The organism is Microbacterium esteraromaticum (assembly GCF_900163815.1).
GTDB lineage: Bacteria > Actinomycetota > Actinomycetes > Actinomycetales > Microbacteriaceae > Microbacterium > Microbacterium esteraromaticum_B.
Window position 1 is genome coordinate 1 of the sequence record NZ_FUKO01000011.1, and the last position, 19,259, is coordinate 19,259.

A 19,259-nucleotide genomic window follows, 5' to 3' on the forward strand; every position below is an offset into this window, starting at 1 on the left:
TGGGAACGAGCCGGATGGGCAGGAAGGGGATGACACGCCCGAACCCATCCACTCCTTTTGGCCGATAACCCCGGATGCCGGCCATAGGCGACGACGTCGCAGACCTCGAGTCCCGAAGGGTGCGGTCGCGACTGCGAGAGCATCGCCACGGTGCGCGCGAACTCCTTGACGGAGAGGGATGCCGCATCGCGCGGGCCGGTGGCGCCGTCGACGTGCACGGTGCCGGCATCGACCCGATGCAGGCGCGACAATGCGCGCAGCGCCGTTGACTTGCCGCTGCCGTTCGGCCCGATCAGCGCGGTGACGACACCGCGTCGAAGATGCAGAGAGACGTCATGGACAACACGGGTGCGCCCATAGCTGAGGGCGAGATGCTCGCCGTGCAGCTCGTCGGCCCGGGCTTCGTGAAAGTGAAGATCTGTCACGTTAGGAGAGCCTAACCTATAGTTGGTTGGGTGAGCCACCATGCCTACCGCACTTTTCGAACGACCGTCGCGCGTCTGACTCCGCTGTCGCCCAACTTCACCCGCGTCACTCTGACCGGCGAGGAACTTCAGCATTTCGGCACAGATGGCCTCGATCAGCGCATCAAGCTCATGTTCCCCTTCCGTGATGGTTCGGTCACGGATGTCGGTCAGTTCGACGAGACGCAGAACCAAAGCGAATGGTACCGACGCTGGCGGGAATTGCCCGACGAGCTGCGCAATCCGATCCGCACGTACACGATTCGCGCGCCCCGCCCGTGGGACCGCGAGATCGACGTCGATTTCGTGCTGCACGGCACCGACGGTCCGGCATCCGCGTGGGCGACTGATGCGCAGGTGGGCGACCCGCTCTGCGTCGTCGGGCCCGACGCTCGCTCGGAGCAGCGCGGCAGCGGCATCGAGTGGCGACCGGGCTCAGCGATCTCTGTGCTCATCGCCGGCGATGAGACCGCGGTGCCGGCGATCTGCTCGATCGTCGAGTCGCTGGATGATCATGTGACCGGCGAAGTCTGCATCGAGGTTCCCGTCGCAGCCGACGCCCTGCCGCTGCGCGCGCCTTCGGGAGTGCGCGTGACCTGGCTGCCGCGCAACGGCGCCGTGCACGGCATGCGACTGAGTGCGGCCGTCCACGCCTGGGGTCGCGAACGCGCGGCATCCGCCGTGGAATCCGCGGCAGCATCCGCCGGCGCCGACGACACCACCACCGCCGAACTGCCCGACGTCACCGACGACGAGGTGCTCTGGGAGGTCCCCGAGGCCGCGCCGACAGCACTCGCGACAGAGCAGAAGACGGAGTACGCGTGGCTGGCCGGCGAGGCCGGAACCATCACTGCGCTGCGCCGCCACCTCGTGCGGAATCTCGGCATCGACCGTCGCTCGATCGCGTTCATGGGGTACTGGCGGGCGGGGCGCGCCGAGGCCTCCTGAGCGCCTCTGGTCACGACACGCCAACCCTTCGGCCGCGCATCTTGCAGATGGTGCCACAGCAGGCGTAATGTCGCCGTTCGTGGCACACGAAGGCCGCGAGAGTGCGGATGCTCCGCAACTCGCCAAACGCATCCTGATCGGCGAACCGCTGACGACCGAGCAGGTGAACGATCAGCTGCTTCCAAAGCGCATGGCGTTGCCGATCTTCGCGTCCGACGCACTGAGCTCTGTGGCCTACGGGCCGCAGGAGATGCTGATGATCATGCTGATCGGCGGCACGACATTTCTCACCCTCAGCCCGTGGATCGCCGCCGCGGTGGTGCTGCTGCTCATCGTCGTGGTGCTCAGCTATCGGCAGATCATCAAGGCGTACACCTCTGGCGGCGGTGACTTCGAAGTCGTGCAGAAGAACCTCGGCGAGCTGCCCTCGGTGATCGTCGCCGCGGCATTGCTGGTCGACTACATCCTCACCGTGTCAGTGTCGATCGCCTCCGGTGTCGACAACATCATCTCGGCTCTGCCGGAGCTGAATCCGTGGCGAGTGGAGCTCGCCGTCGGATTCGTCGTGCTCATCATCGTGGTGAACCTGCGCGGGGTGCGCGAGGCGTCGAGTGTGTTCGCCATTCCGACCTACGTCTTCATCGGTTCGGTCGTCGTGATGATCGGCACGGGATTGATCAGGATGCTGATGGGCGATGCGCCCGTGGCATCCAGCGCCGGCTACGCCGTGCATGCCGAGAGTCTCGGTCAGGCGGCGATGGTCCTGGTGATCCTGCGCGCGTTCTCAAGCGGGTGCTCGGCGTTGACCGGGGTCGAGGCCGTATCCAACGGCGTGCCCGCTTTCCGGGTGCCGAAGGTCGCCAATGCGAAGACGACGCTCGCCCTGATGGGGTCGATTGCGGCGGTGCTCTTCGCCGGACTCACGACGATGGCGCTGGTGTCTGGGGTGCGCTACGCCGAGAATCCGTGCGACCTGATCGGTTTCGACTGCACGGGCCCGCAGCCGAGTCTGATGGCACAGGTGGCGGCGGCGACGTTCGGGGCGGGCAGCATCCCGTTCTTCATCATCCAGGCGGCGACCGCCTGCGTGCTGCTGCTGGCCGCGAACACCGCGTTCAACGGGTTTCCGCTGCTGGGCTCGGTGCTCGCACGCGAGGGATACGCACCCAAGGCGCTGAACACCCGCGGCGATCGGCTCGTCTTCTCCAACGGCATGATCGTGCTGGGAGTCGCGGCGATCGGCGTGCTGGTCGTGTTCCAGGCGAATCTGACCAGCCTGATCCAGCTCTACATCATCGGCGTGTTCGTGTCGTTCTCGCTCGGGCAGATCGGGATGGTGCGGCATTGGCGGCGGATGCTGCGCAGCATCCGCTCCGGTGGCGATGGCGGATCACGACGCGAGATCTACACGGGCATGACGGTGAACCTCGGCGGGGCCGCGTTCACAGTGCTCGTGCTGATGATCGTGACGATCACGAAGTTCACGCACGGCGCGTGGATGGTGTTTCTGGCGATTCCCGTGCTCGCAATGCTCATGCTGGGGGTGAAGCGGTACTACCGCGATGTCGAGCACGAGATCACGGTCGATGACGCCACGCACTTCGGGGCTCGCGGCGATGTGGCGATCGTGCTGGTGAGTCGGCTGCAGAAGCCGGTCATCAAGGCGCTCGACTACGCGATCGCCGCGCGGCACGAGAAGACCATCGCGCTGCACGTGGCGCTCACACCCGCCGACGGCGAAGAGCTGCACCGGCAGTGGCAGGAGTACAGCATCCCGGTGCCGCTGATCATCGTCGACTCGCCGTTTCGCACCTTCGCGCAGCCGGTGGAGCACTTCATCAGGCAGTACCGCGAGAAGCACGGGCCCAGTGTGGTCACCGTGTATCTGCCGCAGTACATCGTGGGGCACTGGTGGGAGAAGGTGCTGCACAACCGCCGCGCCCGCCGCATGGCGAACCAACTCATGCTCGTGCACGGGGTGTCGATCACGCTGGTGCCGTGGCTGCTGGATTCGTCGGAACTCATCTACGGCCGTCGCTCGCGACCGCTGCCCGGCCAGCAGCGCGCCGGTCGGCCGGTCGCCCTGTACGGAGGAGCTCCGCGGCGCGAGCGCCGGGCGCAGCGGCCGGGCGGGCCGCCCGATCGGGAGTGAGTGCGCGTGCGTGCGTCGGGGCGCCGCCGTGATCGGAGGAGTTCTCTCTGATCGGAGGAGATTCTGCGCGCAGGGCTCCTCCGATGGGTGAGATCTCCTCCGATGCAGGTGCCAGGACGCCGCAGAATATGGCGGCCTCGCTGCAGGCTGCCGGTGGCGCGGGACTAATCTGGTGCGGTGAATGCTCCGCATCCGGCCAACGCCTGGCCGATCCGAACCGCGCGACTGCAGATCCGTCCTTGCACGCCGACTGATCTCGACGCCGTATGGGCGTACCGACGCCTGCCCGGCGTGAATCGATGGCTCGGCCGCGCGCCCGACACCCGCGAGTCGTTTCACGAGACCTATCTCGACCCCGAGCGGCTGGCGACCACCTTCGTGATCGAACTGCTCGATGCGAAAGGCGAGCCATCAACGGTGATCGGTGACGTCATGGTGCGCATCGAGGACGGCTATGCGCAGGCCGAGGTTATCGACCAGGCTCGTCGCACCCAGGCGGAGCTCGGCTGGGTGCTCGACACCGATCACACCGGCCACGGCTACGCCACCGAGGCGATCAGAGCCGTGATCGACGTGTGCTTCGGTGCACTCGCGCTGCGTCGCGTGCATGCCGGCTGCTTTGCCGACAACGAGCCGTCGTGGCGACTGATGGAGCGCATCGGCATGCGTCGCGAGGAGTTCAGCCGCGGCACCGCGTTGCACCGCTCAGGCGAATGGATGGATGGGTTGAACTACGGACTTCTCGCCGATGAATGGCCTGCTCCTGGCACGGCGACGGCTGCGTTCAACGCTGGGTGAGGCGCTCGGGGCGCAGGTCGAGTCTGCGCAGCGTCTGCGCGTTCACCGCGACGACGATCGTGGACAGCGACATGAGCACGGCACCGACCGACATCGGCAGCACGAATCCGATCGGGGCGAGCACCCCGGCGGCGAGCGGCACCGACAGCAGGTTGTACCCGGCCGCCCACCACAGGTTCTGCTTCATCTTTCGATAGCTGGCCTGGGAGAGCTCGATCACCGAGACCACCGAGCGCGGATCGTCGGAGGCCAGCACCACGCCGGCTGAGGCGATCGCCACATCCGTGCCAGCGCCGATGGCGATGCCGACCTCCGCCTGCGCGAGTGCCGGCGCATCGTTCACGCCATCACCCACCATGGCGACCTTCTTGCCCTCATGCTGCAGTTCGGCGACCTTGGCGGCTTTGTCCTCGGGACGCACGCCGGCGAAGACGCGGTCGATGCCCAGTTCAGCGGCGACGGCGTGCGCCACGGCTTCGGCATCGCCGGTGATCATGACGACGGCGACGCCGCGGCGGTGCAGCGCATCGACTGCTTCGTGCGACTCGGCGCGGATCTCGTCGGACAGGGCCAGACCACCGATCACCTCTCCGTCGCGCACGACGTGCAGGATGATCGCGCCGTCAGCACGCCAGGCGTCAGCATCCGCCATCTCGGTGCCGTCGACCTCGTCAAGCAGGTGCGGTCCGCCCACACGGATCTCACTGCCGTCGACCACGGCAGTGACGCCGACGGCCGGAGACGAGTGAAAGCCGGTCGCGGATGCCACATCAAGGCCGCGGTCGGATGCTGCGCGCACGATCGCCCTGGCCAGCGGATGCTCGCTGTCGGTCTCGGCGGCGGCGGCGAGCGCCAGCACCGCATCCGCTTCCCACGCTTCGGTCGATGCGATGTCCGTGACCGTCGGCGCACCCTTCGTGAGCGTGCCGGTCTTGTCGAAGAGAACGGTGTCGACCCTGCGCATGCTCTCGAGCGAGAGGCGGTCTTTCACGAGCACACCGGCGCGTGCGGCCCGTTCTGTCGCGATTGAGACGACCAGCGGGATCGCCAGGCCCAATGCGTGCGGGCAGGCGATCACGAGCACGGTGATCGTGCGCACGACTGCAGTGTCGGGACTTCCGACGATCGACCAGACGATCGCCGTGACCACAGCAGCACCCAGCGCGAACCAGAACAGCCATGCGGCGGCCCGATCGGCGAGTCGCTGAGCGCGCGAACTGGAAGCCTGCGCATCGGAGACGAGCTTGCGGATGCCGGCGATCGCCGTGTCATCGCCGATGGCGTCGATCTCGACGCGCAGCCCTGAATCGGTCGCGACGGTGCCCGCGGTGACCCGGTCGCCTACCGTGCGGGACACAGCGCGGGACTCTCCCGTGAGCATGGATTCGTCGATGTCGGCGCGACCGTCGACGATCACGCCGTCAGCGGGGATGCTGCCACCGGGACGCACGATGACGATGTCGCCCACGAGGAGATCGGCGGGCGAGACCCTGGCGACCTCGTCGCCCTCGACCCGTTCGGCCTCATCGGGCAGGAGTGCGGCGAGGGAGTCGAGCGCGGAAGTCGTCTGCGCGAGCGAGCGCATCTCGATCCAATGGCCGAGCAGCATGATCACGACCAGCAGCGCGAGTTCCCACCAGAACTCGAGCTCGTGGTGGAGGATGCCCAGGGTCGCACCCCAGGAGGCGAGGAACGCGACCGTGATCGCGAGCGCGATGAGCAGCATCATGCCGGGGCGCCGGGCCTTCAGTTCATCGACACCCCCGGTCAGGAACGGGCGCCCGCCCCACACGTACATGATGGAGCCCAGCACAGGGGCGATCCACGCGGCCCCTGGGAAGTCAGGAACGCTGTATCCGAGGAGCATCGCGAACATCGGCGAGAAGGCGACGACGGGGATCGCGATGAGCACGTTGATCCAGAACAGGCGACGGAACTGGGCGACGTGGCCGCCGTGGTCGTGGTGCTCGTGATCTTGGCCCGCGGGGTGCGCTTCGTGATCGGAGGAGTTCTCACCATGCGGAGGAGTTCCTGCGCGCGCGGATCCTCCTATCCGTGCGTTCTCCTCCCCTGGGGGCGCTATCCGTGCGTTCTCCTCCCCTGGGGGCGTCTGTGATGCGTTCACGCGCGAGCTGTGGGGATCGGTCATGACGCTCTTCCTGTTGTGACCTGCGACCGGAAACGGCGCAGGCGCAGACTGTTGCCCACGACGAACACGCTCGAGAACGCCATCGCGGCCCCCGCAAGCATCGGGTTCAGCAGGCCGAGGGCTGCCAGCGGAATCGCGGCGGCGTTGTAGGCGAAGGCCCAGAACAGGTTGCCCTTGATCGTGCCCAGGGTGCGTCGCGAGAGCCGCACGGCATCGGATGCTGCCCGCAGGTCGCCCCGCACGAGCGTGATGTCGGATGCTTCGATCGCGACATCTGTACCCGTGCCCATCGCCATGCCGAGCTCAGCCTGCGCGAGCGCCGGCGCATCGTTCACGCCGTCGCCGACCATCGCGACGACCTTTCCTTCGCCCTGCAGACGCGTGATGACATCGACCTTCTCGCTCGGCAGCACCTCGGCGATGACTTCGCTGATGCCGACCTTGGCAGCGATGTGCTGAGCGGCAGCCGTGTTGTCGCCGGTGAGCAGGATGGGCGTCAGCCCGAGCGCCTTCATCGACTCGACGGCAGCGGCGCTGGTGGCCTTCACTTCGTCGGCGACAGCGATCATGCCGCGCGCCTCACCGTCCCAGGCGACGAGCACCACGGTCTGGCCGGATGATTCGGCGTGGGCCTTCGCGTCGAGAAGCGTCTGAGAGGGACGGATCGCCCAGTCATCGAGCAGGGACTCACGCCCGACGAGCATCGCCCGCCCTTCGACAACGCCGCTGACCCCGCGGCCTTCGAGATTCTCGAACGACTCGACGGCAGGCAGCTCCGTTCGGGTGCCCCGAATCGCCGCATCCGCACCCCCCGAAGCGACCACCTGCGACACCTGAGCCGGGTTGAGGGGTGATGCGCCCGACCCGCTGGCCGCGGCCGTCGCGATGGCGCGGGCGATCGGATGCTCACTGGCATGCTCGATCGCGCCGGCCAGGCGCAGCAGGTCGCCGGCATCCGTTCCCGCTTCGGGGACGACCTCGACGACGCTCATGCGCCCCTCGGTCACGGTGCCGGTCTTGTCGAGCACGATCGTGTCGACGCGACGGGTGGACTCCAGTACCTCCGGCCCCTTGATGAGGATGCCGAGCTGCGCGCCGCGGCCGGTGCCGACCAGCAGCGCGGTCGGTGTCGCAAGCCCCAGCGCACAGGGGCAGGCGATGATGAGCACGGCGACAGCGGCGGTGAAAGCAGCGGATGCCGGGAAGCCCGCGAGCAGCCATGCCGACAATGCGACGACGGCGATGACGAGCACGATCGGCACGAAGATGCCGGAGATCCGGTCGGCGAGACGCTGCACGTCGGCCTTGCCTGTCTGGGCCTGCTCGACCAGCCGCGCCATCTGCGCGAGTTGCGTGTCGGCGCCGACGCGCGTGGCTCGCACGACAAGTCGCCCGCTGGCGTTCACCGTGGCGCCGGTGACAGCATCCCCTACTCCGACGTCGACCGGTACAGCCTCGCCGGTGACCATCGACTGATCGACCGCAGACGCACCCGAGACGATCGCGCCGTCGGTGGCGATCTTCTCGCCGGGACGGACGACGAACTCGTCGCCGACGCGCAGTTCGGCGATGGGAATGCGCACCTCGGTCCGGTCGCCACCGGCTGAAGAACGCAGCACCGCGACGTCTTTCGCGCCCATCTCGAGCAGTGCGCGCAATGCGGCACCCGCCGTGCGCTTCGCGCGCTGTTCGAAGTAGCGTCCGGCGAGCACGAACATCGTCACGCCCGCAGCCACTTCGAGGTAGATGTTGCCCGCGCCGTCGCTGCGCTCGATGGTGAACGAGAACTCGTGCGTCATGCCTGTCATGCCGGCAGTGCCGAAGAACAGGGCGTACAGCGACCAGAGGAAGGCGGCCGACGTGCCGATGCTGATCAGCGTGTCCATGGTCGCCGCGCCGTGGCGCAGATTCACCCATGCCGCCTGGTGGAACGGCCACGCCGCCCACACGATCACCGGTGCCGCGAGCGCGAGCGAGAGCCACTGCCAGTTGGGGAACTGCAGCGGCGGAATCATCGCCAGCAGAATCACCGGCACCGAGAGGACGATCGAACCGATCAGGCGGTGGCGCAGGGTGCGCAGCTCGAGGGATTCGGCATCCGGCTCGGCATCTGCGTCGCCGTCCGCCTTGGGCGCCTTCGGCACGACGGCCGTGTAGCCGGCGTTCTCCACCTCGGTGATGAGCCGCGCGGCGTCGACATCGCCCGCGATGGCGACCTGCGCCTTCTCGGTCGCGTAGTTGACGGTCGCGGTGACGCCGTCGATCTTGTTGAGCTTCTTCTCGATGCGCATCGCGCACGAGGCGCACGTCATCCCCCCGATCTCGAGGTTGATGCTGGTCTGCGCTGCGATCGTCATGACGATGTCGGATTCAGACGGATGCTGCCTGATAGCCGGCTTCATCCACGGCGGCGATGACGGCGGTCGCGTCGGCCTCCGCATCGGAGGTGATGAGAAGTCGACCAGTCTGGGCGCTGACGTCGATGCCTTCGATGCCCGCGATCTTCTCGACTTCTTCGCGCACCGACTTCTCGCAGTGCGCACAGGTCATTCCGGTCACGGTGAACTCTGTAGTGGTCATGGCACTTCCTTCCGTTGATACCCCCGGGGGGTACTACTCTCAGGGTACAACCTCGACGCAGATGAGGTATTCCCATCTTCCTCGCGTCAGCGCGCGGTCTGCTACCGCGTGTTCCACCGCCGACCGCAAAATGTCAGCCACCTGGTGCGTGGTTTCTCGAGCGGGAAGTGGTTTCTCGGTGAAATTGCGCGGATGCCGCGGAGCGGCGCGCTCAGGTGCCGATGAACTCCTCGACCGGCCCGAAGACGGGCTCTTCGCGGATCTCGACGCGGTCGCCGAGGCCATCACTGTCGAGCACGACGATCTCGTTCGCTCCGGCACGCCACAGCGGTGCCGGGGCGTAGAGCGTCTCCTGCGGCCCGCGCTCCCAGTACCGACCGAGCAGGAACCCGTTCAGCCAGACCATGCCCTTCGTGCCGCCGGGGAACGCCAGCCAGGCGTCAAGCGGTTCGGAGACCTCGAGGGATGCCGAGGCGAGCCCCGCCGCGCCAGCATCCGCCGCCGATGCACCGCCCGCAGTCGGCGCACCATCGCCGAGCACGCGGTGCGTCCAGCCGTGCACGTAACGGCGGTCGTCGACGACGACGCCGGCGAGAATGCCCTTGCCCTGGCAGGTGAGCGGTCCGTAGTTGATGCGTCCGAGGCTCTCGACGATGATCGTCAGTCGACCCGATCCGCCCGCGGCGGGAAGCGGCAGCGACTGCTCACCGTCGTGCTCGATCACGCCCAGACGCACATCATCGAGGAAGATGACCGCGCGGTCGTGCAGTTCGCGCAGCCCGAGGCTGGCGCCAGCCGGGAACGAGACCTGCGCCTCGTAGGCCACGAGTCCGTCCTCGGCACCGAGCTCGTCGAAGCTCAGTGGCATCGGCGCGGATGCTGTCACGGGCACGGCGCGCACGACGTCCAGCAACGAAGCGGATGCCTTCAGTGGCGTGGATGCGGCACTCTGCCTGCGCGGAGCGTCGGGAACAGCAGGCAGCTCGCCCTCGTGGAACGGTGCGAAAGCGGCGCGCAGCGCGTGGAACTTCTCGCTCAGCGTGCCGTCTTCGCCGATCGGGGCGTCGGAGTCATAGCTGGTGATGGTGGGCTGGATCACGCCGTCGTGGTTGGATCCGTTCCAGAACCCGAAGTTCGTGCCGCCGTGCGCCATGTACATGCTCACCGAGCCGCCGGCGTCGAGCAGTTCGGTGACGGTGGACATCATGCTGTCGACCGAGCGGATGTGGTGCTGCTCGCCCCAGTGATCGAACCAGCCGCCCCACAGCTCGCTGCACATCAGGTGCTCGCCGTCGCGCTTGAGCTCGATGGCGCGCGGCACGCCGGTGCCGAAGGTGAAGGTGGCCATCGCTCCGGGAACGCTGCCGTACTCGATCATGTCGGAGGTGATGCCGTCGGCGGTGGAGAGCATCTCGACGAGTCCGCGATCACGCAGGCCATCGCGCAGGTGCGCCATGTAGCCGGCGTCGCTGCCGAAGGAGCCGTACTCGTTCTCGACCTGGATCAGACGGATCGGCCCGCCGTTGACCGCCTGCAGCGGAACGAGCTGCGGGATGAGCTGGTCGTACCAGGCATCCAGCGCCGAGAGGAAGACCGGTTCGACGGTGCGCACGGCCTGGGTGCGTCCGGAGAGCCAGAACGGGATGCCGCCGTTCGACCACTCTGCGCAGATGTACGGGCTGGGGCGCACGAAGACGTCGAGGCCCACTTCGCCGGCGATGCGGATGAAGCGTGCGACGTCGCGCCACCCCGTGAAGTCGTATTCGCCCTCGACTCGCTCGTGGAAGTTCCAGGCGATGTAGGTGTCGACCGTGTTCGCACCCATGGCTGCGAGACGGCGCAGCCGGTCCTCCCACTGGTCGGGGTGCACGCGGAAGTAGTGCACCGCGCCGGACAGGATACGGTGCGGCTTGCCATCGCGAAAGAGTCCGCCGTCACGCCAGGCGAAAGAGGGGGAAGCTGAACTGAGCATGGATCTCCCTGATCGATAATGTTTGCGCTCTCATCCTTGCATCAAAAGGGCTTGCCGACCAAGTCTCTTGTATCGCTAACATGGGCACATGCCACCGCGCCACCCTTCCGATGACCACACGCCGAACCAGGTCGACGTCGCGCGACTCGCGGGCGTATCCACTCAGACCGTCTCGCGAGTGGTGTCCGGCCAGCAGAATGTGCGCCCCGAGACCGCGCGACGGGTGATGGCGGCGGTCGATGAGCTCGGCTACCGGGTGCACGCGGCGGCGGCATCCCTGGCATCCGGGCGCACCCGCATTCTCGGCCTCATCGTCGTCTCGACCGACCGCTACTCCACCTCGGCCCTGAGCGTCGGCATCGAGCACGCCGCCGCGGCCAACCGGTACACCGTCACCACGGCCGCAGTGCCGGACCACGCGTCGAACGACGCCTTCATCGAAGCATTCGACAGGCTCGAGCGGCAGGGCGCCGAGGGTGTCATCCTCGGCGTGCCCGTCGCCCTCGACAACAAGGCGATGCAGCTGCGCACGGCGCGCACACCATCGACCCGCGTCGAGCGGCCATCGACGGATGCTGATGCGCCCCTCATCGTCGACCAGTACGCGATCGCGCGGCTCGCTGTCGAGCACCTGCTCGACCTCGGGCACCGCACGGTATGGCACGTGACCGGCGACCCGTTCTGGCTGGAGACCACACAGCGACAGGCTGCCTGGGAGCAGGTTCTCATCGAGCGCGGAATCACTCCTCCTCCACTGATCCCCGGCGACTGGACCCCCGAATCGGGCTACCGCGCCGGACGCACGATCGCCGCGATCCCCGAGGCGACGGCTGTGTTCGTCTCGAGTGATGAGATGGCCTTCGGCCTGATGCGCGCCCTGCATGAAGCCGGCCGCAGCGTCCCCGACGATGTCTCGGTCGTCAGCGTCGACGACATCGCGCTGGCCTCCTATGCCTCCCCCGCACTCACGACGGTGCGGCAGCCGTTCGAGGAGATGGGCCGCGCCGCGGCTCTGCGCCTCATCACCCACCTCGAGGGCACGGAGACCGAGGGCGAACTGCCCGACACGCACCCGGAACTGATCGTCCGCGCGTCGACGGCGGCGCCCCGGAAGTAAGTCGACGGCGGCGCCCCGGGACTGATCCCGAAGCGCCGCCGTCGAATCGCGAGCGTCACGCACTCAGAGGCTGAGCGCACGCACCAGACTCAGGGCATGTCGCCCACCGCGCGCGGGCGGGCTACGACCAGCATGCTGCCAGTGTCGGTGAACTCCTTCTGGATCTCATCGTTGTGCTTGTACGTGAGCATGCTCACGACGACGGCAACGATCGTGGCGAGCACGAAGGCGGGCAGCAGCTCGTACAGTCCCGTGTCCAGAGCCTTCCAGACGAAGACAGTAACCGCACCGACGATCATTCCCGCGAGGGCGCCCCAGTTCGTCAGGCGGCGCCAGAAGAGGCTGAGCAGGACGATCGGGCCGAACGCGGCGCCGAAACCGGCCCATGCAAACGAAACCAGACCGAGGATCGTGTCATTCGGCACGATCGCCATGACAATGGCGATGAGCGCCACGATGAGCACGGCGGCACGCCCCATCAGGACCAGCGTCTTCGGGTTGGGCGGATCCTTGCGGATCACCTTGTAGAGGTCTTCCACCAGGGCAGACGACGTCACGATGAGCTGGCTGGAGATCGTGCTCATAATCGCCGCGACCACCGCCGCCAGCACCAGGCCAGCAACGAAGGGGTGCAGCAGTGTCTTCGACATGATCAGCACGACCGTCTCCGAGTCGGCGAGGTCGATCCCCTTGGCAGCCATGTAGGCGATGCCGACCAGACCCGAGAGCACGGCGCCGATCAGCGAGATGACCATCCATGAGATGCCGATGCGGCGCGCGCTCTTGGCCTCCTGCGGCGAGCGCAGAGCCATGAAGCGCACGAGGATGTGCGGCTGGCCGAAGTAGCCCAGGCCCCACGCGAGCGCGGAGACGATGGCGAGAACGGTACCACCGGTCAAGACAGAACCGCCGATCCACGATAGGTGTCCGGCATCGGTGTTCGCGCCGATGAGGGCGGTCGTCTCATCGAGGCCGCCGATGGAGATTACCGCGGCGATCGGCACGACGATCAGAGCGATCACCATCATGAGGCCCTGCACCACGTCGGTGAGCGACGCACCGAGGAATCCCCCGAACAGCGTGTACGCCAGGGTCACGCCACCGATGAGGAACATGCCGAACAGGTAGTCGCCGTCGAACGAGCTGGCGAAGAACTTTCCGCCAGCGACCATGCCCGACGAGACATAGATGGTGAAGAACACCAGGATGATGATGCCGGCGACGATGCGCAGCAGCCGCGTGTTGTCGCGCAGCCGGTTCTCGAAGAAGCTCGGCACGGTGATGGAGTTGCGCGAGACCTCGGTGTAGGCGCGCATCCGCGGTGCGACCAGCAGCCAGTTCAAGTACGCGCCGATGGTGAGTCCGACCGCGATCCAGGCTTCGATGAGTCCGGTCAGGTAGATGGCTCCGGGAAGACCCATCACCAGCCAGCCGGACATGTCCGAGGCGCCGGCGCTCAGCGCCGCCACCCACGGCGGAAGATTACGGCCCCCGAGCATGTAATCTTCATGATCCTTGGTGCGCTTGAAGGCGAAATAGCCGATGAGCAGCATCCCAGCGAAATACAGCCCCAGCGCGATGTAGATGAATATCTGGTCGGACATCCTCGTCTCCCCCTGGCGGTGACGTTCACCGCGACAGTTCATTCGATGATGTCAAACCCCGACGGCGTCCGCCAGGCCATCCTGAACGTAAGCTGTGTGGATGAGTGCGGTAAGTGTCCAGGAATGGCTCGGCGAGCTCGCCGCTCTGGAAGACCCCAAGATGCGGGTCGTGAACGAGCGCCACGGTGATGCGCACGGGGTGAATCTGTCGAAGCTGCGCGCACTGGCGAAGCGCAGCGGGATGAACACCGAGCTCGCGCGTGAGCTGTGGGCGACGGATGACGTCGCCGGTCAACTGCTTGCGCTGCTGGTCGCCAAACCTCGCGAGTTGATGGCTGACGAGGTCGATCGGATGCTGCGCAGCACCCGATCCAACAAGGCCCACGACTGGCTGGTCAACTACATCGCCAAGAAGTCGCCGCACACCGAGGCGCTGCGGGTGCGCTGGTTCGACGATGCGGATGCTGATGCCCGCGCGGCGGGCTGGTCACTCACCAGCGTGCGCGTGATCAAGTCGCCCGAGGGCATCGATCTCGATGGCCTGCTGGATCGGATCGAGCGAGAACTCGTCGCAGCACCCTCGCGTGAGCAGTGGGCGATGAATGAGACCCTCGCGCAGATCGGCATCCATCACCCGGAGCTGCGCGACCGCGCGATGGCGATCGGTGAGCGGCTGCAGGTGCTTGCCGACTATCCGACTCCGCCGAACTGCACCTCACCGTTCGCGCCGGCGTGGATCGCCGAGATGGTGCGCCGCCAGGGCTGAGCTCGGTGGGCAGATGTCGCACCGTGCGACGATCAGCCCCTCAGCGGCGAGCGCCGCAGTGACGGCCGAGAAACCTGCGGGGCGAGGATGCCGAGCACGCGGGCGAGCGTCGACATCCACAGCAGCACGAGTCCGATGACGATGCTCTCCAGCGCTGTGATCGACAACACGGGTACGGCGAAGGCGAACACCACCGCCACCGCGATGAGCGCGACGAGACCGATCGTGAGCACCATGAGCATGCGCGGAGCGGCGGGTACGGCTGTGGTCGTAAGGATCGCTGCGGTGACCACGCACGCGAGCGTGGTGAACGCGGCGATCGCGTGTGCCACCGGCATCCGATCCACCGGCAGCAGACCGACGCCGGCGAGGCCCGCGCCCGCGAGCGCCCAGATCACGACTACCGGCGCGATGAGCCTGAGTGCGTCGTCACCCCGCATCCGGTGAAGGTCCCGTCCGACGTACGAGCCTGTTGTCGCCACGAGCAGACCGGCGATGACGAGGGTGCCGTTGAACGCCCACGCCCCGATGCCGGCGCCCAGCTGCGAGAAGCTGTGCTCCCACCACGCGGTGTCCGTCGCGGTGATCATCGCGAACAGGGTTCCGATGATGAGAAAAGTGAACAGCAGCGCCGAGATCGCGCGCGTGCTCAGCTGCACCCCGAGCTGAAACGACAGTCGTCCGCCGAGCGCCGCGGCCACCGCGGTGAGCACCCCGCCGCCAATCGCCGAGAGCTCAAGGCCCTGCAACCCGACCGCAAGCACCTCGCCGGCGAGCAGCACCCCGAGGCCGGTCACCCCGATCAGCGCGATGGTCACCGCGATCGACGACAGATCCGACACCAGTGCCTGCCAGCGCGGCATCGGCGAGGTCTCTCCGGCCCGGTGCAGCAGCGTGCTGACGACGAAGGCCGCGCCCGCGATCACCCCGGCGATGAGCGCCATCGGGATCATCACCGAGCCGTCACCGGCGAACGGCCGGGTCATGCCCCAGAGCGCAGAAGCACCCGCGACGGCGCCGAGCACGAAGCAGCACGCCGTGGCCCAGAGGCCGCGGGTCTGCTCGCGCAGCATCCGCTCACTGTCATTCATTCCGACATCCGCTCCTTGCCCCATCGAACCACGCCACGCGCCGAAACCGGGGTTGCGACGCCGCCGCGCACGCGTCCGGGCTAGCGTTATGCGCATGCGCTTTCCCTCTGCGATCCGCGCCGCACGGCGGGCGCCGCTGCTGCAGGTGCTGAAGTCTGCCGCAGCGACCATCGGCGCGTGGCTGCTCGCTGGATGGCTGCTGCCGGGGCCCCTGCCGATCTTCGCGGCGATCGCGGCGCTGCTCGTCGTGCAGCCGAGCGTGAATCAGTCGCTCTCGAAGGCGATCGAGCGCAGTGTCGGGGTGATCGTCGGCGTCGTGATCGCGGTGCTGCTGAGCCTGCTGCTCGGGCCGCAGAGCTGGGTGGTGCTGGCGGCGGTCGTGGTCGCGCTGCTCATCGCCTGGGCGCTGCGCGCGTCTACCGGCACAGGAAATCAGGTCGCGATCTCGGCGGTTCTCGTGCTCGCGCTCGGTTCGTCGAACTCCGACTATGCGTGGGAGCGCATCGTGGAGACGCTGATCGGCGCGGTGGTCGGGTTCATCGTGAATGTCGCCGTCGTGCCTCCGGTGCTGTCGGCCCCGGCACGACGTGATGTCGGGATGCTGGGTCGCGAGGTCGCCGCCTCGCTCGAGCGGCTCGCCGACGCGCTGCCATCTGTGCAGAGCGGCCCCCAGCTGCAGGAGCTGATGCTCGAGGTGCGGCTGCTGCGCCCGATGCTCGCCGCGGCCCAGGCATCGATCGCCAGCGCAGAGGAATCGCTCTCGCTGAATCCCCGTCGGTCTCGCCACAACGATGATCTGAAGGAGATCCGTGCGCTGCTCACCCGGATCGCCCCCGTGGTGACGCAGGTGATCGGCATGACCCGCGCGTACTACGACCACTACGAGGATTCCCTCGCTGATGATGCCTCGGTGCGGGCGATCGCCGAGCAGCTGCGCCGGGCAGGGCACGATGTGCGATTGGCGGTGCAGTTGGCGGATGCTGCCCCCGAGCCTGACGTGATGACCTCGGCCGTTCCGGCACTGACCGCTCCCCTGATGATGCGGCCGCCCGAATCAGACCACTGGATTCTCGTCGGGTCGCTGATGGAGGACCTCCGCCGCATTCACGGCGAGCTGCGCGAAGACGACTGAGGGTCAGGGGGCAGCGCGTCAGGCGGCAGTGCGGTCGATGTGACTGCGGGCGTGCACGACCGCCGCAGCGAGATCGTCGAAGAGGTGGTTCTGGTGGCGCAGCGAGGCCAGCACCCCCACCCGCTCGGCGAGCATGCGGTGCTGCGGCGGGATGCCTTTCACGAGAACCGTCATGCCACGGCGTTCGAGCGAGGTGATCAGCTCGGTGATGACCTGCGCACCGGTGGCATCGAGAATCTGCAGCTGCGACATCCGGATCACAACGACCTCGATCTCGCGCAGCGCGGCGATGCGCTCCAGCATCCGCTCTGCCGCTCCGAAGAAGAGGGCGCCCTCGAGGCGGAACACGGCGATGCGCTCGTCGCCCGCGCGCGCCGGGCCGGGCAGCTCCTCCCGGTGCACGCCACTGGTCTTGGCGAGCTGACGCAGGGCGAAGAAGCCAGCCACGACCACGCCGATCAGCACGGCGTAGATGAGATCGACGCTGACGGTGATGATCGCGGTGAGGATGAAGACGATGGCATCCGCCCGCGTCGAGCGCAGCACGACGCGGGCCGTGCGCGGCGAGATCATGCGGGCTGCGGTCACCATCAGCACCCCGGCGAGCGCGGCCAGCGGGATGTGCGCGACGACCGACGCCCCGACGAGTGCGATCAGCAGGAGCAGCACGGCGTGCGCGACGGATGCCAGGCGGGTGCGCGCACCGGCACGGACGTTCACGGCGGTGCGGGCGATCGCGCCGGTAGCGGGCATGCCGCCGAAGAGGCCGGCTGCGAGTGAGGCGAGTCCCTGCCCCACCAGTTCGCGGTCGGCGTCATACGCGCCGGTGTCGGCGAGGGTCGAGGCGACCCGGATCGACAGCAGCGACTCGATCGCGGCAAGGGCTGCGACCGCGAAGGCCGGGCCGATCAGCGACATCAGCGTTGCCGCGTCGAGGGAGGGAAGCGTCGGCGCGGGCAGTCCGACGGGCAGCGCACCGATGGTGTCGACCGGCAAGCCCGCGATCGCCGCGAAGAGCGAGGCGATGACGATGGCCAGCAGCGAACCGGGGAACCGCGGATGCAGCTTCAGCGAGGCGAGCATCACCACGACGACGATGCCCACCAGCAGCAGTGACCAGCCGAGTTTCGGCCACGAGGCAGCAGCTGCGGACTGGACCGCAGCGATCAGCGCGTTGGTGCTCTCCCCCGGCTTCGTGCCGGTCGCAGTGGGCACCTGCTGCAGAAAGATGATGACGGCGATGCCGAGTGTGAACCCCTCGATCACCGGCCAGGGGATGTATCCCACGGTGCGGCCGAGGCGCAGCATCCCGGCAGCGATGACGATCACTCCCGACAGCAGGCAGATCGCGGCGAGAGCGCCCGCGCCGTGCATCGCGAGGATCGGTGCGAGCACGACGACCATGGCCCCGGTCGGACCCGACACCTGCACGTGCGATCCGCCGAAGACGGCTGCGACGAAGCCGGCGATGATGGCTGTGACGAGGCCGCTCTCGGCACCGGCGCCCGAACTGACGCCGAACGCGAGCGCGAGCGGCAGCGCGACGATGCCGACGGTGACGCCGGCGAGCAGATCAACACGCCAGGTGCGGCGGAGGCCGCGGTAGTCGGATGCCGCGGGCAGCAGGGATCGCAGGTTCATGCCGGCGCAGGAATATCGGGCAGGTGGTCGCGTTCGAGGAGCTGCTGCTGAGTCGTCTCGAGTACCTCGGCGAGCAGCGCGCGGGCGACGCGCAGAAGGTCAGCGACCTGTGGGTAGGCGAGGCGGTAGTAGACCAGACTGCCCCGGCGTTCGGAATCCACGAGCCGGTTTCGGCGCAGCACCGCCAGGTGCTGCGAGACGTGCGACGGTTCGAGTTCGACGATGCTGAGCAGCTCCGAGACCGTCGCCTCCGGGGTGGCGGAGAGCGCTTCGAGGATGCGGATGCGGATCGGATGCGCGAGCCCCTTGAACAGCCCTGCCTTCACCTCGTACAGCGGGCGGTTGGGATCGCTGAGCATCCGTTGACTCCTTCCGGGTCCTGTCATTCTTTCACGATGTGATGGTTTCATCATATCGCGATATGGTTGCTTCATGGCTGATTCGCTTCCCCTGTGCCCGGCGTGCTCCAGCGAGCTCGCCTATGAGATGGGCGCGCTGCTCGTCTGCCCGATGTGCGGCCACGAGTGGTCTGCTGAGCAAGAGGCGGCTGACGCCGCAGCATCCGATCCGGCGGTCCGCCCCGTCGTGACCGATGCCGTCGGCAACGAACTCGCCGATGGCGACACCGTCGTGGTGACGACCTCCATCAAGGTGAAGGGTTCACCGCAGGGGATCAAAGCGGGAACGAAGGTGCGCAGCATCCGCCTCATCGACCCGGTCAACGGGCACGATATCGACTGCAAGATCGACGGTTTCGGCGCGATGCTGCTGAAATCGAGCCTGGTCAAGAAGGCCTGACGGTTCACAACTCCTCAAAAATCTGTCGCATCTGCTGCAGCTTCCCG

At 67.4% G+C, this 19,259-nt stretch carries 16 protein-coding genes; 7 read left to right on the forward strand and 9 right to left on the reverse strand.

From position 1 onward, the window contains the following. Positions 1-425: ATP-binding cassette domain-containing protein (locus FM104_RS02750; protein ID WP_256971487.1), on the reverse strand; the 425-nt coding region annotated here is incomplete at its 3' end. A 30-nt stretch (positions 426-455) separates the two neighbouring features. On the opposite strand from FM104_RS02750, the gene FM104_RS02755 reads away from it, so the two are divergent. From FM104_RS02755 to FM104_RS02765, 3 genes are all read left to right on the forward strand, one after another. After that, the gene (locus tag FM104_RS02755) at positions 456-1,412 is read left to right on the forward strand and encodes a siderophore-interacting protein (RefSeq protein ID WP_256971488.1); all 957 of its coding nucleotides are present in this window, start codon (positions 456-458) and stop codon (positions 1,410-1,412) included. A gap of 67 nt (positions 1,413-1,479) precedes the next feature. Continuing rightward, positions 1,480-3,564 carry an APC family permease gene (locus FM104_RS02760; protein WP_087129938.1) on the forward strand — a complete coding sequence of 695 codons (2,085 nt, stop codon included), beginning with the start codon at positions 1,480-1,482 and terminating at the stop codon, positions 3,562-3,564. Positions 3,565-3,741: 177 nt separating this feature from the next. After that, positions 3,742-4,362 carry a GNAT family N-acetyltransferase gene (locus FM104_RS02765; protein WP_256971489.1) on the forward strand — a complete coding sequence of 207 codons (621 nt, stop codon included), beginning with the start codon at positions 3,742-3,744 and terminating at the stop codon, positions 4,360-4,362. On the opposite strand, the gene FM104_RS02770 is transcribed toward FM104_RS02765, so the two are convergent. The 4 genes from FM104_RS02770 to FM104_RS02785 form a co-directional block, all read right to left on the reverse strand. Then, positions 4,349-6,511: a heavy metal translocating P-type ATPase gene (locus FM104_RS02770; protein WP_218778543.1), complete on the reverse strand. Its 2,163-nt coding sequence runs from the start codon at positions 6,509-6,511 to the stop codon at positions 4,349-4,351. The genes FM104_RS02765 and FM104_RS02770 overlap by 14 nt on opposite strands. After that, the gene (locus FM104_RS02775; protein WP_087129939.1) at positions 6,508-8,868 is read right to left on the reverse strand and encodes a heavy metal translocating P-type ATPase; all 2,361 of its coding nucleotides are present in this window, start codon (positions 8,866-8,868) and stop codon (positions 6,508-6,510) included. Before FM104_RS02775 ends, FM104_RS02770 begins: the two co-directional genes overlap by 4 nt. A 13-nt stretch (positions 8,869-8,881) precedes the next feature. Next, complete coding sequence (locus tag FM104_RS02780) at positions 8,882-9,091, reverse strand: heavy-metal-associated domain-containing protein (RefSeq protein ID WP_087129940.1); 210 nt, start codon at positions 9,089-9,091, stop codon at positions 8,882-8,884. A 211-nt stretch (positions 9,092-9,302) separates the two neighbouring features. Further along, on the reverse strand, positions 9,303-11,063 hold the full coding sequence (locus FM104_RS02785; protein ID WP_087129941.1) for a glycoside hydrolase family 35 protein: 1,761 nt from the start codon (positions 11,061-11,063) through the stop codon (positions 9,303-9,305). Between the two features lie 88 nt (positions 11,064-11,151). Between FM104_RS02785 and FM104_RS02790 the strand changes: the two genes are divergently transcribed. Continuing rightward, complete coding sequence (locus tag FM104_RS02790) at positions 11,152-12,180, forward strand: LacI family DNA-binding transcriptional regulator (RefSeq protein WP_087129942.1); 1,029 nt, start codon at positions 11,152-11,154, stop codon at positions 12,178-12,180. 89 nt (positions 12,181-12,269) lie between these two features. Here the strand turns inward: FM104_RS02790 and putP are convergent, their stop codons facing one another. After that, the gene (gene putP, locus FM104_RS02795; RefSeq protein ID WP_087129943.1) at positions 12,270-13,784 is read right to left on the reverse strand and encodes a sodium/proline symporter PutP; all 1,515 of its coding nucleotides are present in this window, start codon (positions 13,782-13,784) and stop codon (positions 12,270-12,272) included. 100 nt (positions 13,785-13,884) lie between these two features. Here putP and FM104_RS02800 point away from each other — a divergent pair, with 100 nt between their 5' ends. Next, the gene (locus FM104_RS02800) at positions 13,885-14,550 is read left to right on the forward strand and encodes a DNA alkylation repair protein (RefSeq protein WP_087129944.1); all 666 of its coding nucleotides are present in this window, start codon (positions 13,885-13,887) and stop codon (positions 14,548-14,550) included. A 32-nt stretch (positions 14,551-14,582) separates the two neighbouring features. Here the strand turns inward: FM104_RS02800 and FM104_RS02805 are convergent, their stop codons facing one another. Further along, positions 14,583-15,641, reverse strand: coding sequence for a DUF998 domain-containing protein (locus FM104_RS02805; protein WP_256971490.1), 1,059 nt, complete (start codon positions 15,639-15,641; stop codon positions 14,583-14,585). Between the two features lie 94 nt (positions 15,642-15,735). On the opposite strand from FM104_RS02805, the gene FM104_RS02810 reads away from it, so the two are divergent. Continuing rightward, on the forward strand, positions 15,736-16,773 hold the full coding sequence (locus FM104_RS02810; protein ID WP_087130037.1) for an FUSC family protein: 1,038 nt from the start codon (positions 15,736-15,738) through the stop codon (positions 16,771-16,773). 18 nt (positions 16,774-16,791) lie between these two features. Here the strand turns inward: FM104_RS02810 and FM104_RS02815 are convergent, their stop codons facing one another. After that, positions 16,792-18,414, reverse strand: coding sequence for a SulP family inorganic anion transporter (locus FM104_RS02815; protein ID WP_087129945.1), 1,623 nt, complete (start codon positions 18,412-18,414; stop codon positions 16,792-16,794). After that, positions 18,411-18,773 carry an ArsR/SmtB family transcription factor gene (locus FM104_RS02820; protein ID WP_087129946.1) on the reverse strand — a complete coding sequence of 121 codons (363 nt, stop codon included), beginning with the start codon at positions 18,771-18,773 and terminating at the stop codon, positions 18,411-18,413. Before FM104_RS02820 ends, FM104_RS02815 begins: the two co-directional genes overlap by 4 nt. Positions 18,774-18,846: 73 nt before the next feature. On the opposite strand from FM104_RS02820, the gene FM104_RS02825 reads away from it, so the two are divergent. Then, complete coding sequence (locus tag FM104_RS02825; protein ID WP_087129947.1) at positions 18,847-19,212, forward strand: zinc ribbon domain-containing protein YjdM; 366 nt, start codon at positions 18,847-18,849, stop codon at positions 19,210-19,212. Positions 19,213-19,259 lie beyond the last annotated feature (47 nt).